Source organism: Pedobacter lithocola, assembly GCF_042650845.1.
Lineage (GTDB): Bacteria > Bacteroidota > Bacteroidia > Sphingobacteriales > Sphingobacteriaceae > Pedobacter > Pedobacter lithocola.
Genome location: NZ_JBHSBW010000007.1, coordinates 121,981 through 135,251 on the forward strand (window position 1 = coordinate 121,981; position 13,271 = coordinate 135,251).

A 13,271-nucleotide genomic window follows, 5' to 3' on the forward strand; every position below is an offset into this window, starting at 1 on the left:
CGAATGTTTTCGGGACTGTTTTTGTTTTACTACATTTGGTAAAATGGATTTCGGGCTGTAAAAAGGTCTGCATCATATTTTTAAATTAATTATTTATGCCTTTTATCAAATTAACTAAAATAGAAAGAAGACGTGTTTTTAGCCTTTTAGCTTGTTTGCTACTAGCTATAGCTTCATGGCTTTTTATGGCATTAAATAATAAATATGTTTACACTGCTAAAACAGTTTTAATTTATAAAAATTTCCCTCAAAATCGTGCCTTTCACCCTTTACAATCAGATACAGTTGATTTGCAAGTAGAAGGAACGGGTTGGCAATTGCTTTTTGCAAGGTTAAGAATCAACCCTCAATCTATTGCGGTAAGTTTAAATCAACTGAGCACTCGAGATTTTGTGGTATTTTCAGCTCAATTGTATAACGTAAATAAGCAACTAGAAACTTCGCAAAAGGTAATTTCTGTAAAACCTGATACCTTATATTTCGATTTTACAAAACGAACTGTAAAGAAGGTTCCTGTGAGGTTAATTCAAAAAATTGAGTTTTTAAAACAGTACGGCGTTGCTAGTGAAATTAAATTGAATCCAAAGTCTGTTACTGTTACGGGGCCGATTGAGGAATTGCTTAAAATTAATGAATGGTCAACCGATACGCTTAAACTAGATAGAGTACAGAATAGTGCAACGTTTAGGGTAAATATGCAGCATAGCACACATAAAAATGTAAGTATATTTCCATCATCTGTTGAAGTTCGTTTACCTGTTGATGAATTTACAGAAAAGACGGTTGAAGTTCCTTTAAAAATTATTAATAACAGAAATTTTTATGGCGTGAGGCTTTATCCTAAAAGAGTTAAAATTACGTTTTTAGTTGCGCTAAGTTATTTTGAACAGGTTGATGAAAGTTTTATAACAGCTGTAGTTGATTTAGATGAATGGTCTGTATTACACCATAATCAATTTACGGTAAAGCTTACTGAATTTCCTGAATATTGTAAACTGATAAAGATAAGTCCATCGAAGGTTGATTTCATAGTAGAGAGATAATGTATAAAATTGGTATAACAGGTGGCATTGGCAGCGGAAAAACTACCGTATGCAAGGTTTTTGAAGTTCTGGGTATTCCAGTGTTTTATGCAGACACAGAAGCCAAAAACATCATGATTAAAGATGCCGAACTTATTGAAGGTGTAAAATCTACATTTGGTAAAAACAGTTATTTCGATGATGGAATATTAAACAATAAACATATTGCTGCTATAGTTTTTAATAGTGAAATAGAATTGGCAAAATTAAATGCATTGGTTCATCCAGCAGTTTTCCGAGCCTTCGATGCTTGGGCAAATGAGGTTAAAAATAATGTTCCATATACGCTTAAAGAAGCTGCATTGCTTTTTGAAAGTGATTCATATAAAATGTGTGACACCTCAATTTTAGTTACAGCACCAATGGAAACTAAAATCAATCGTGTTATACAGCGTGATAATGTTTCAACAGAACAGGTAAAAGCCAGAATGAGCAAGCAAATGACTGATGAGGATAAAGCTAAAATGGCCGAACATTTTATTGTTAACGATGAAGAACATTCGATTATCAAACAAGTTTTAAGTCTTCACAAGCATTTTTTGCAGCTTGCTTCAAAAGTTCAAACCATTTAAAAACGTTTTCAAAAAACCTCGTCTTTTTAATGTTTCAATCTTTCCTTATTCTTAAATCTTATTAATCCTGGTAAATGATTCTAAACGATTTTATTACCCTTACTTCAACAGGATTATACTGTGCTTACGGCGATTTTTATTTAGATCCTCAGCAACCTGTTACCGAAGCCGTTGTATCTCATGCCCATGGCGACCATGCAATTGGTGGAAGCCATAACGTATATTGTACAGCTGCTACAGAAAGTTTTATGAAACACCGCTACCGCAAATTTGCTGCTGAAGATTTCCATATAAAACAATATCATGAAACTTTTAAAATTAAAGATGTAGCTATAACTTTTTATTCTGCAGGACATATTTTAGGGTCAGCACAGGTTTTAATGGAATATCAAGGTGCAAAATATCTATATACTGGAGATTACAAAATCGAACCCGATGCCACTTGCGAGGCTTTCGAATTTATAAAAGCTGATGTATTAATTACTGAAAGTACATTCGCTAACCCTGAAACAAAACATCCGTCTGCAATTGAGGAAATTAAAAAACTTAATGATACGCGTGCTAACATTATGTTAGGTGCTTATGCTTTAGGTAAAAGCCAAAGGATTATTCAGTTGCTGAATGCACATTGCCCATTAAAAAATATAATGGTGCACCATAGCATTATGCCTTTTGTAAAAATTTATGAAAATTATGGAATAAAAATTGGCAACTATAAAATTTATGATAGAAAAGTGATGAAGAACATTCAGGAAAATCAAGTTTATATAGTACCACCGATGGTGTTTCACAGTTACCATAAGGCCATAAATGTAGTTCGCGTTTTCGCTTCAGGCTGGAAAAATTTACAACAACAAAATGGTATTTCACTATACATTTCCGACCACGCCGATTGGGACGCAATTTTAGAAACCATCGAAAAAGTACAGCCAAAACAAGTTTGGACTTTACACGGCGATGGGAAACATTTAAAAGAATATTTTGAGGGTAAGTTGGAAGTGAAAATCCTTAACAATAAAATGATTGATTAAGAGCATGATAGAATTATTGAATGCAGAAGCCGCATTCTTTTCTTCAAAACTTACTATTTTCAAATGAAAGAAGGCGAAGATTTTTACTTTAACGAAGATGGACTGATGGTATTTACTTCAGCATATCATTTAAAAAGAGGCTATTGCTGTAAAAATAAGTGCAAGCATTGTCCGTGGGGATACGGCAAGAAGAAAGGTAAAAAGTAGTTTATTCTTTATTTAATTTAACTCTACTGTAAATATCAATTAAAGCTACTTCAAAACCCATTGAAATAAATTGTAAAGTATGGCTAATTTCTTTATGCTTTTTCAATGCCCATTGCTGTTTATCATTTAAGTAGAACGCTTCAACCATTACTGATTCAGAGTCAATTAGAATGTATTCTTTTAAAGTCGGGATATCTTTGTAAAGCTCAAATTTATGACCTCTATCATAATTTTTAGTAGATGGTGATAAAATTTCTATAATAACGGTGGGTTCAATAAAACTTTCGCTATCAGCTTCACTTTGTTTTGCATTATTGCAGTATATCGAAATATCTGGGTAAGTAAATAAGCCATTTGTAGGGATCTGCATCCGCATATCGCTGCCAAAAGGTCGACACTTCTTTCCTCTTAAATTATTGCCTATTTCTACAAATAAATTAGTGAAGATTTCATTGTGATTTGTGCTAGCACCAGACATAGCAAATATTTCTCCCTGAAAATATTCATGTTTTTCTTGTGAAGCTTTTTCCATTTCAAGATATTCCTCAACAGAAAAATGCCTTTTTTTATATGCTACAGTGGGCTCATTTACAATCAAATCCATACTCTAATTTAACTAAAAATCTCCAATTCCAATAACATTACGTTTTAAGTAATTGAATAGGAATTTTATTTAATGCGCATGCCCGGCAAAAAATCCTATCAGTGCAACACCAATACCCAATAAAACGGCAATCATTTTTCGGGTATTAATTTTATGGTCGGCGCTCGATTCGAATAAAATTGTAGTAGAAATGTGTAAGAAAATACCAATTACAATACCCATTATTTTGTTAAAGTAAGCATCTATGCCTCCAATTGTGCCATTGCTTAAACCAATACTTACGTAAAAGCCTAATGGAGCCATTACTGCAAAAATTAACAGATAAATAATAATGCTGCCTTTTTTAAAATGGTTTTGCATTAAAATACTTGCTAAAGCAAATGCAGCAGGGATATGATGTAAAGAAATGCCAAAAATTAACTCATTATGTTGGTCTTTGGCTAATGGCATTCCCTCTAAAAATGCATGCAAACAAAGGCTAATCATAATTCCGAAAGGAAAAAGATTGCCATCTTGATGTTTGTGGATATGACCATGTTCTACACCCTCCGAAAATTGCTCTAAGAAAATTTGCAGCAAGAAACCAATTAAGATAAAAATCCCAATCTCTCCCTTATCTGTTCCACTATAAGCATCAGGAATTAAATGTAGAACGGTTATAGCAAAAAGGTAAGCACCACTGAAGGATAGTATCAACTTCAATAATTTGGATTTATCGCTTTTAACTAGAAATATAGCGGTGCCTCCTAAAAAAGCACAGAAAAAAAGTACGGCAAATTTCCAAGCTTCCATTAAAATTCGGGTTGTAGTTTTTTAAATATTAAAGAGCATATAAAACCAATCATCGTTCCAAGCAATGCACCAGCGGTAACATCAATAGGGTAGTGCACACCAACATAAACCTGTGCAAAGCTAACACTTGCTGCCCAAAATATCCCAGTGGGTAAAATTGGTTTCCAGCGGCTGTAAAAAACGCAAATTAGAAATGCGGCAATACCAAAATGATTGGTTGCATGGGCAGACGGAAAACTTAGTCCACTTCCGCATGGTACACGATGAATTATAAAATTAGCTAAACCAAAATCATTACAAGGCCTAACTCTACTTACAAAGGGCTTTACCAATTTCGAAGCTGTAAAATCGCTTAAGGCAAAAGTTAAAATTATCATTCCGATAATGTATAAACCTTGTTTTTTGTATTGCTTAATGCAAAAAACTACAATAAAAATATAAACTGGCGACCAAAAAAATCGGTTGCGCAATAGCGGCATCAGCCAATCGAAAAAGTTGTTTGAAAGTCCTCTGTGGATTCTCAAAAACAACTCAATATCAAATTGCTGTATGCTTTCTATCATGCTTTTTTGCAGATTAAAATCAATCGGTCTGAATTTACTTCATCAAAGTCTTCAAGCATATAGCTGCCAAATCTTTTCTGTATCACCATTCCCGCTTTAATTAACATCCTTTCAAAATCACTGAAACTAAATGCCTGAACTCGCTCTTCGAAGTTGTAAATCTTAGCATTATCTTCAAAATTTATTTTTTTGATGATTTTACCATCCGCCACACTTTTAGTTATTTTAAAAGCGATGCCATTAAGCGACTTAATTTCGCATGAATTTAAGTTCCTGATAATTTTCTCGGTATTAAAATAATCTAAAACCAGTATTCCATCTGTTTTCAAACACTTTCTAAAAGTTTTAAGGGCATTTACATGTTCTTGTTCGGTATCAAAATAACCAAAACTGGTAAATAAATTAACAGCAACATCAAAGTAATTAATGTAGAAAAGCTTGCGCATATCGTGCACCAAAAAATGCAGTTTGCTGTTTTCGAAAGATTTGGCGTATTTTATGCTTTGTTCCGATAAATCTATTCCGGTTACATCAAAGCCCTTTTTGTTAAGATAAATCGAGTGTCTACCTTTACCGCAGGCAATATCAAGCATTTTCGATTCGGCTGCAGGTTGTATAAATTCTGTAATGTTATCAATAAAAAGTTCGGCTTCTGCGTCGTTTCTTTGTTGGTAAAGTATATGATAATATGGAGAATTAAACCAATATTGAAACCACTTGCGCTGCATAAAAAAAGCCTTTTGTTTTCGAATTTGCAAACTTAGATAAATTTGGGTTAATCGTTACACATTAATCTCATGGCTACGCAATTTTATTAGTTTCAAGTATTTAATTCAAAATTTACCTTATTTCTATTTTTTGGAAATTACCGTCAGCATTTCATGGGTGCTTGCAGCCCTGCCAACCGCTGTAGCACTGGTAGAAAAACTCGGGGCTGCCGCTATTGTCAGGTTTAGAAACAGCGGTTGGTTAGGAAAGTTGGCTAAATAATTTATCGTTTTAGTTTTTTATTTTGGAAATTATCGTAAGCATTTCATTGGGGATTGCAGCCCTGCCATTCGCTTTATACCGATGAAAAATCGGTATGCTCGCTGCTGTCAGGTTTAGAAACGGCGGTTGGTTATGCAGGTGGCTAAATAATTTTATCATTTTAGTTTTTTATTGTGGATATTACCGTCAGCATTTCATCGGGATTTGTAGCCTGCCAACCGCTGTAGCCCTCGTCGAAAAACTCGGGGCTGCCGCTATTGTCAGGTTTAGAAAAAACGGTTGGTTATGCAAGTAGGGAAATATCCATATTCGTCATTTTGAGCGAAGCCGAGAATTTCAATACTCTAGTTTCAACTTTAAGAGGCTACAATTTTTAAAAACAAATTTTCAGAAGTTAAAAACTAATCAAACGTTTTACTTTACCAGTTGACTCAATTTCTACCAAATATATCGTGTAAATAGATATAAATACAATGTAAATTAACTAGGCAACCGTTGCTTAAATGCCCGCTATCTTGATTTTTTTCTTATTTTTGAAGTTCATACAAAATACACAAAGTGACTTTAATAAAATCAATTTCAGGAATAAGAGGAACTATTGGCGGACAAGCAGGAAATGGCTTAACACCAATTGATATAGTAAAATTTACAGCAGCTTTTGGAAGTTGGGTAGTGCAAAAAACCGGTAATAAAAGAATCGTTTTAGGTCGCGATGCCCGAATTTCTGGCGAAATGGTGAATAATTTAGTTATCGGTACCTTACAGGGTTTAGGTATTGAAGTTATCGATTTAGGTCTTTCTACTACACCAACTGTGGAAGTTGCAGTTCCAGATGAACAAGCTGGTGGAGGTATTATTTTAACGGCAAGCCATAATCCTAAACAATGGAATGCGTTAAAGTTACTAAACCAAAACGGTGAGTTTATTAGCGATTTAGATGGGAAAGATGTTTTGGATATCGCAGAAAATGCCGCTTTTGAATTTGCTGAAGTTGATAAATTAGGTAAGGTTATTAAAAATGATACCTATCTGCAAAAGCATATTGATAAAGTTTTAGCATTGCCATTAGTTGATGTTGAAGCAATTAAAAATGCTGATTTTAAAGTTGTTATCGATTGTGTAAATTCTACAGGCGGAATTTTTATCCCAGCATTATTAAAAGCTTTAGGTGTAACCAGAGTTACAGAATTATATTGTGAGCCAAACGGCCAATTTCCGCATAACCCTGAGCCACTACCAGAAAATTTAACGGCAATTTCGAAAGAAGTACAAAAACAAAATGCGGATTTAGGTATTGTTGTTGACCCCGATGTAGACCGTTTGTGTTTCGTTAACGAAGATGGAAGCATGTTTGGCGAAGAATACACTTTGGTTGCGGTTGCAGATTACGTTCTAAAAAATACGCCAGGAAATACCGTTTCTAATCTATCATCAACCAGAGCCTTACGCGATGTGACAGAAAAAGCAGGTTCTGAATATAATGCTTCGGCGGTTGGCGAAGTTAATGTAGTTAACAAAATGAAAGAAACTAATGCCATAATCGGCGGTGAAGGAAATGGTGGTATCATCTATCCCGAATCTCATTACGGTAGAGATGCTTTGGTTGGAATTGCTTTGTTTTTAACGCATTTGGCAAAGTTTGGTAAATCAATTTCGCTATTAAGAAGCAGTTATCCGCAATATCATATCTCTAAGAATAAAATTACACTTACGCCAGAAATGGATATCGATAATTTATTAAAAAAGGTAGAAGAAAAATATAAAAATCAGCCTTACAGTACAATAGATGGTTTAAAAATCGAGTTTGATAAAACATGGGTACATTTACGTCGTTCTAATACCGAGCCGATTATTCGCATTTATAGTGAGGCAGAAAACGAAACGGTTGCAGAGAGTCTGGCTAACAAAATCATATCTGATATCAAAGAAATCCTAAAACTAAACTAGCACATGAAAAGAGTTTATTTAGATAATGCAGCTACAACGCCTTTAGATGCAGCTGTAATTGCAGAAATGACGAATGTGATGGAAAACTACTTTGGTAATCCATCGGCTATTCATGCGCTTGGCAGAGAGGTAAGAACTTTAGTAGAAAAGGCACGTAAAACAGTTGCAAATCTTCTAGGTGCTTCTCCATCCGAAATCTTTTTTACATCTGGCGGTACCGAAGCCGATAATACAGCAATTCGTTGCGGTATTTCTGCTTATGGAATTAAACACGCCATAACTTCCAAAATTGAGCATCATGCGGTAGAGCAAACGCTAAACATCATGCTAAAGAATGGCGAAATTGATAAATTAAGCTTTGTAAATATCGATGAAAAGGGAAATGTAGATTATGCTCATTTAGAAGAATTGTTACAGCAAAATGAGCGTACATTTGTATCATTAATGCATGCAAATAACGAATTAGGTACCTTAACAGATATGGTTAAAGTGGGCGATATTTGCGAAAAATATAACGCAATTTATCACGCCGATACCGTTCAAACCATGGGGCATTACACCCATAACGTTCGCGAATTAAAGGCACATTTTATAGTTTGCGCTGCACATAAATTGCATGGACCAAAAGGCGTTGGTTTTTTATACGTTAATAGCAATGTAAAAATTCCACCGATGATTTATGGTGGTGCACAAGAGCGTAATATGCGTGGCGGAACAGAGAATGTTTATGGTATTGTGGGCTTGGCAAAAGCGTTAGAAATCGCCTATGCCGAAATGGAACAGCATCAAAACCAGATTCAAAGTTTAAAAGATTACTTAAAAAATGCTTTAATTGCTGAAATTCCTGGTATAGCATTTAATGGTGAAACTGATGCAGATAAAAGCCTTTATACGGTGTTAAACGTTTCATTTCCTGAAATGGATATGGCTGATATGTTATTGTTTAATTTAGATATCAATGGTATATGCGCATCAGGTGGAAGTGCTTGTTCATCAGGCTCTAACATTGGCTCACACGTATTAAATGGTATAAACGCTGATCCAAATCGTCCATCTGTACGCTTTTCTTTTAGTAAGTTTACTACAAAAGAAGAATTGGATTATGTAATCGAAAAAGTAAAAATGGTGGTTAAGCAGAATGCATTAGCCTAAAATATCAATAACCAAATAGGAACAGTCTCGGAGCAATTCGGGACTTTTTTATTTGGATTTTTTTTTATCCCTTCGAAACTTTTCAAAGAACTCATCCATGATAGCAAATATTTTTTTTGGAAAGCAATTGCATCACATCTTTTTAAGTTAGTCCTGCTTTTCGTTCCAAGTCCGCTCCCGACGAAAAATCGGGATTGCGGGCTTTACACTTCAATCAGGTTTAAATTACGCAGGCTTTGTAATTCTTGGGCTGGGAAATCTTTCTTTTCTAAAATCTAAAGTATTTAAAATTATAAAGGAGACAAACATTCAAACTCCTACCAATATTCCTAAGAACGCATCTGGCATAGCTAATGATTTATCGCCAACCTAAAAGTTGTTTATTTGCATAAAGTACAAATGAATAAATTCTTAAAATATCATTATTCTCATTCCTAAAACAGCTATCAAAAACAATATTATTTTTCAAATGTTCTATCATTACATCAAATCAAAATACCATGGAAAATAATAAAGAAAAAGGTAAAGTTGTTGAGAATGAATTGCTTGATAAAACAGCAGAAGACATTAAACAAGATAGAAAATTGGATGAAAATAAATCATCAAAAGTTGGTACTAACTTGTTTGAAAAAGATAAAGGACGTAAAAACAATTCATTTGGTCCGGGACATGAGCCAGGAACAACTCCTGGTTCAGGTATTTAATACCGAACTAAATTAAAATATTACTAAATTTAAGCCACAACATTTGTTGTGGCTTTTTAAGTTAACCCTAAAATGGAAAGAAGAAATTTTATCAAGAATTCGGCATTAGCGATGGCACTACTATCAGTTTACAAAACTGATGTGTTTGCACAAAAAGAACTATTAAGAGCATATAATTTTAAAGCACTTCGAAATAATGTTGGTGTTTTTACCGAGCAAGGCGGAACGATAGGATGGTTAAATTCATCGAGTGGATTCGTAGTAGTTGATTCACAGTTTCCAACATCCGCACCTCACGTTATCGATGAATTAAAAAAACTAGGTGAGAAACCTTTTAAATACCTCATTAATACTCATCATCATGGCGATCACACTGGCGGAAACATTGCTTTTAAAGGCTTAGCGGAGAAAGTTGTTGCTCATCAAAATTCCCTTGTGAATCAAAAAAGAGGAGCGGAGAAAGCAAATAATTTAGATGAACAACTTTTGCCAGATACTACATTTGGAACAGGTTGGAAGGCACCAGCTGGTGATGAAAAAATCAGTGCTTATTATTACGGCTCAGCTCATACCAATGGCGATGCTGTTTATCACTTCGAAAATGCAAACATCGTTCATGTAGGCGATCTGGTTTCGAATAGAAAATACCCTTACATTGATAGAGAGAATGGTGCCCATATTGAAAATTGGATTACCGCTTTGGAGAAAATTCACAATCAGTTCGATAACGATACGATGTTCATTTATGGCCACAGTCGCGAGCCAGAAAAGATAACAGGAAACAAAGCCGACATTAAAGCTTTCCAAAATTATCTTCAAAATTTACTGGCTTTTGTTGGCACAGAAATAAAAGCAGGAAAAAATAAAGAAGATATTTTAAAAGCAACTTCAATACCTAACGCACCAGAATGGCAAGGAGAAGGAATACAAAGAAGCTTAACAGCTGCTTATGATGAATTAAAAGGAGCTTAATAACTGACTCAAGTTTCGCAGATTGTGATTAGCACAATTTGCGAAATTAACTCTTCACGGTTACCTAAATGTTTTGTTAATTTATAAACATTCTATATTCTAAATAATTCCGCTAGTGCTTTATAAATCAGCAAGAAGGTAAACCTTAACTGCTATCTTTGTGTTACACAAAATCCAAATCAGATATGGATGATTTTTTAGCAGCTCGCTCCCAAATGGCCTTATCTTTAGGCTTTCACATTATATTTTCTTGCATTGGTATGGTTATGCCATTCTTTATGGCTGTATCTCATTACAAGTGGTTAAAAACCAATGATGAAGGGTATAAAAACTTAACGAAGGCCTGGAGCAAAGGTGTAGCCATCTTTTTTGCAACCGGGGCAGTTTCAGGTACCATGTTATCCTTTGAATTAGGTTTATTATGGCCAAAGTTTATGGAACATGCAGGGCCAATTTTCGGAATGCCATTTTCGTTAGAAGGAACGGCATTTTTTATCGAAGCCATTGCATTAGGTTTTTTTCTATACGGTTGGAACAAATTAAACAAGTGGTTCCACTGGTTTACCGGAATGGTTGTGGGTGTAAGTGGTTTAGCTTCAGGTATTCTAGTTGTTGCCGCAAATGCATGGATGAATGCACCAACTGGTTTCGACTTTGTAAATGGAAAATATTTAAATATCGACCCAATACAAGCCATGTTGAATAAAGCGTGGTTTTCGCAAGCTTTACACATGTGTTTAGCCGCTTTTACGGCTACAGGCTTCGCGGTTGCCGGTGTACATGCATTAATGATATTAAGAAATCAAAACAAAGACTTCCATTTAAAAGCATTTAAAATCGCTGCTGTATTTGCTTGTATCGGGGCATTGTTACAGCCTTTAAGTGGCGATATATCTGCAAAAGATGTTGCTAAAAGGCAGCCAGCTAAGCTTGCCGCAATGGAAGCACTTTATAAAACCGAAAAGCCTGCGCCATTATTAATTGGTGGCATCGTAAATGAAAAAGATAAAACCGTTAAAGGTGCAATTAAAATTCCTGGTGCGCTAAGTTTTCTGGCTCATGGCGATTTTAAAGCAGAGGTTAAGGGTTTAGATCAAATCCATGCGAACGAGCAGCCACCGGTTGCCATTACCCATTATGCCTTTCAAATAATGGTCGGGATAGGTACATTGCTCATGTTTATTTCATTAATTTATTTCTTCAATTTAATAAGAAAGAAACCTCTTTTAGAAAAACGCTGGTTGCTTAAGCTATTTGTATTGGCAATACCGCTTGGATACCTCGCTTTAGAGGCCGGCTGGGTAGTAACCGAAGTAGGTAGGCAGCCTTGGATAATTTATGGTATTATGCGTACAAAAGACGCAGTAACACCAATGCCCGGAATTGCATATTCATTTTATATATTCTCTGCAATTTATTTTTCGTTAAGCATTATCGTTACATTTTTGCTTTACCGACAAATAAAAATGGTTCCTGTGTTGTACAACGATAAATCAATTGTTAAACATTAATACACACAGATGAAAAGAATGAACACAGATGAACATTTTTTAGGAGATATACTAAGCCAAATCAGTGTTAATGTGTGGCAAAAAGATAATTTATGGAATACGTTGTAATCACTTTCTTGTGTTTGGGAATTTTGCTTTACTTTCTTTTAGGCGGGGCAGATTTCGGCGCTGGTATTATTGAATTATTTACTTCTGCTAACAACCGGAGTAAAACCCGTAAAACCATGTATCAAGCCATTGGACCGGTTTGGGAAGCAAACCACATGTGGCTAATCATCGCAATTGTAATACTATTCGTCGGCTTTCCCCACATTTACACAACTATGTCGGTTTATCTTCACATCCCGCTTTTAATCATGCTTATTGGTATCATTGCTCGCGGTACGGCATTTGTTTTTCGGCATTACGATGCAATTAAAGATGATATGCATTGGATTTACAACCGAATTTTCAGGTACTCTAGCTTTATCACACCTCTATTCTTAGGTATTATTGCCGGGAGTTTAATTTCTGGTCACATTGATACTAATGCTAAAGATTTTTCTTCTGCTTATATTTACAGCTGGTTAAACTGGTTTTCAATATCAGTTGGGCTATTTACAGTTGCACTTTGTGGGTTTCTTGCAGCCATTTATTTAATTGGTGAAACTTCTGAAGCCTATGATAAACGCCGTTTTATTAAGAAGGCCGAATACATGAATATCGCTGCGGTAGTTTTCGGAGCTATGGTTTTTATCGCTGCACAATTAGATAATATACCATTAACAGATTGGGTTTTCAAAAACCCGGTAGGACTTTCTGCTATCATTTTAGCAAGTATTTCGCTTATTCTACTTTGGTATTTGTTGATAAAAGGGAAAACACAAGTGCTTAGAATTCTTGCCGGTTTTCAAGTTACCATGATTTTACTTGCAATAAGTTATGCCCATTTTCCAAACTTTATTCGCTTAAAAAATGGCGATGCAATTTCTCTTTTCGAAGCGATTGGTCCGGAGAAAACGATTTATAGTTTAGGCATGGCCTTGTTGCTTGGAAGCATTTTAATTTTGCCTTTTTTAGGTTATTTATTTTACAAGTTTCAGAAGAAAGAAGAATAGAATACATTTTTGTCGTTCTCAAACTTTCGAAGAGGGTAATCACAATT

General features: G+C 34.9%; 14 protein-coding genes. 10 read left to right on the plus strand and 4 right to left on the minus strand.

The genetic code is table 11. From position 1 onward, the window contains the following. Window positions 1-95: 95 nt before the first annotated feature. The 4 genes from ACFOWA_RS02965 to ACFOWA_RS02980 all read left to right on the plus strand — a co-directional run bounded on the left by ACFOWA_RS02965 (window position 96) and on the right by ACFOWA_RS02980 (window position 2,892). The gene (locus tag ACFOWA_RS02965; RefSeq protein ID WP_378981626.1) at window positions 96-1,043 is read left to right on the plus strand and encodes a CdaR family protein; all 948 of its coding nucleotides are present in this window, start codon (window positions 96-98) and stop codon (window positions 1,041-1,043) included. Further along, entirely contained in the window at window positions 1,043-1,654 is a 612-nt protein-coding gene (coaE, locus tag ACFOWA_RS02970; protein ID WP_378981628.1) for a dephospho-CoA kinase, read from the plus strand. The genes ACFOWA_RS02965 and coaE overlap by 1 nt, the downstream gene beginning before the upstream one ends. 74 nt (window positions 1,655-1,728) lie before the next feature. Next, entirely contained in the window at window positions 1,729-2,685 is a 957-nt protein-coding gene (locus ACFOWA_RS02975; RefSeq protein WP_378981630.1) for an exonuclease, read from the plus strand. Between the two features lie 63 nt (window positions 2,686-2,748). Continuing rightward, the gene (locus ACFOWA_RS02980; protein WP_378981632.1) at window positions 2,749-2,892 is read left to right on the plus strand and encodes a DUF5522 domain-containing protein; all 144 of its coding nucleotides are present in this window, start codon (window positions 2,749-2,751) and stop codon (window positions 2,890-2,892) included. Window position 2,893: 1 nt separating this feature from the next. Here ACFOWA_RS02980 and ACFOWA_RS02985 read toward each other — a convergent pair whose 3' ends face one another. From ACFOWA_RS02985 to ACFOWA_RS03000, 4 genes are all read right to left on the minus strand, one after another. Beyond that, window positions 2,894-3,496, minus strand: coding sequence for a Uma2 family endonuclease (locus ACFOWA_RS02985; RefSeq protein WP_378981634.1), 603 nt, complete (start codon window positions 3,494-3,496; stop codon window positions 2,894-2,896). 69 nt (window positions 3,497-3,565) lie between these two features. After that, the gene (locus ACFOWA_RS02990) at window positions 3,566-4,288 is read right to left on the minus strand and encodes a ZIP family metal transporter (RefSeq protein ID WP_378981636.1); all 723 of its coding nucleotides are present in this window, start codon (window positions 4,286-4,288) and stop codon (window positions 3,566-3,568) included. Then, window positions 4,288-4,851: a phosphatase PAP2 family protein gene (locus tag ACFOWA_RS02995; protein WP_378981638.1), complete on the minus strand. Its 564-nt coding sequence runs from the start codon at window positions 4,849-4,851 to the stop codon at window positions 4,288-4,290. The genes ACFOWA_RS02990 and ACFOWA_RS02995 overlap by 1 nt, the downstream gene beginning before the upstream one ends. Then, window positions 4,848-5,579, minus strand: coding sequence for a class I SAM-dependent methyltransferase (locus ACFOWA_RS03000; protein ID WP_378981640.1), 732 nt, complete (start codon window positions 5,577-5,579; stop codon window positions 4,848-4,850). The genes ACFOWA_RS02995 and ACFOWA_RS03000 overlap by 4 nt, the downstream gene beginning before the upstream one ends. Before the next feature lie 820 nt (window positions 5,580-6,399). Between ACFOWA_RS03000 and glmM the strand changes: the two genes are divergently transcribed. The 6 genes from glmM to ACFOWA_RS03030 all read left to right on the plus strand — a co-directional run bounded on the left by glmM (window position 6,400) and on the right by ACFOWA_RS03030 (window position 13,224). Further along, window positions 6,400-7,788, plus strand: a complete 1,389-nt coding sequence (glmM, locus tag ACFOWA_RS03005) for a phosphoglucosamine mutase (RefSeq protein WP_378981642.1) — start codon at window positions 6,400-6,402, stop codon at window positions 7,786-7,788. Between the two features lie 3 nt (window positions 7,789-7,791). Next, window positions 7,792-8,940 carry a cysteine desulfurase family protein gene (locus ACFOWA_RS03010; protein WP_378981644.1) on the plus strand — a complete coding sequence of 383 codons (1,149 nt, stop codon included), beginning with the start codon at window positions 7,792-7,794 and terminating at the stop codon, window positions 8,938-8,940. A 500-nt stretch (window positions 8,941-9,440) separates the two neighbouring features. Continuing rightward, on the plus strand, window positions 9,441-9,644 hold the full coding sequence (locus ACFOWA_RS03015) for a hypothetical protein (protein ID WP_378981646.1): 204 nt from the start codon (window positions 9,441-9,443) through the stop codon (window positions 9,642-9,644). 72 nt (window positions 9,645-9,716) lie between these two features. Then, window positions 9,717-10,616, plus strand: a complete 900-nt coding sequence (locus ACFOWA_RS03020; RefSeq protein ID WP_378981648.1) for an MBL fold metallo-hydrolase — start codon at window positions 9,717-9,719, stop codon at window positions 10,614-10,616. A gap of 185 nt (window positions 10,617-10,801) precedes the next feature. Further along, entirely contained in the window at window positions 10,802-12,127 is a 1,326-nt protein-coding gene (locus tag ACFOWA_RS03025; protein ID WP_378981650.1) for a cytochrome ubiquinol oxidase subunit I, read from the plus strand. A 92-nt stretch (window positions 12,128-12,219) separates the two neighbouring features. Further along, window positions 12,220-13,224, plus strand: coding sequence for a cytochrome d ubiquinol oxidase subunit II (locus ACFOWA_RS03030; protein ID WP_378981652.1), 1,005 nt, complete (start codon window positions 12,220-12,222; stop codon window positions 13,222-13,224). The last annotated feature ends 47 nt before the right edge of the window (window positions 13,225-13,271 follow it).

Excerpts from the sequence above, each read along its gene's own strand:
- ACFOWA_RS03010 (WP_378981644.1), top strand. The coding sequence starts at position 7,792 with ATGAAAAGAGTTTATTTAGATAATGCAGCTACAACGCCTTTAGATGCA.
- ACFOWA_RS03000 (WP_378981640.1), bottom strand. The coding sequence starts at position 5,579 with ATGCAGCGCAAGTGGTTTCAATATTGGTTTAATTCTCCATATTATCAT.
- ACFOWA_RS03030 (WP_378981652.1), top strand. The coding sequence starts at position 12,220 with ATGGAATACGTTGTAATCACTTTCTTGTGTTTGGGAATTTTGCTTTAC.
- ACFOWA_RS02995 (WP_378981638.1), bottom strand. The coding sequence starts at position 4,851 with ATGATAGAAAGCATACAGCAATTTGATATTGAGTTGTTTTTGAGAATC.
- ACFOWA_RS03020 (WP_378981648.1), top strand. The coding sequence starts at position 9,717 with ATGGAAAGAAGAAATTTTATCAAGAATTCGGCATTAGCGATGGCACTA.
- ACFOWA_RS02980 (WP_378981632.1), top strand. The coding sequence starts at position 2,749 with ATGAAAGAAGGCGAAGATTTTTACTTTAACGAAGATGGACTGATGGTA.
- ACFOWA_RS02975 (WP_378981630.1), top strand. The coding sequence starts at position 1,729 with ATGATTCTAAACGATTTTATTACCCTTACTTCAACAGGATTATACTGT.
- ACFOWA_RS02965 (WP_378981626.1), top strand. The coding sequence starts at position 96 with ATGCCTTTTATCAAATTAACTAAAATAGAAAGAAGACGTGTTTTTAGC.
- ACFOWA_RS02985 (WP_378981634.1), bottom strand. The coding sequence starts at position 3,496 with ATGGATTTGATTGTAAATGAGCCCACTGTAGCATATAAAAAAAGGCAT.
- ACFOWA_RS03015 (WP_378981646.1), top strand. The coding sequence starts at position 9,441 with ATGGAAAATAATAAAGAAAAAGGTAAAGTTGTTGAGAATGAATTGCTT.
- ACFOWA_RS02990 (WP_378981636.1), bottom strand. The coding sequence starts at position 4,288 with ATGGAAGCTTGGAAATTTGCCGTACTTTTTTTCTGTGCTTTTTTAGGA.
- coaE (WP_378981628.1), top strand. The coding sequence starts at position 1,043 with ATGTATAAAATTGGTATAACAGGTGGCATTGGCAGCGGAAAAACTACC.
- ACFOWA_RS03025 (WP_378981650.1), top strand. The coding sequence starts at position 10,802 with ATGGATGATTTTTTAGCAGCTCGCTCCCAAATGGCCTTATCTTTAGGC.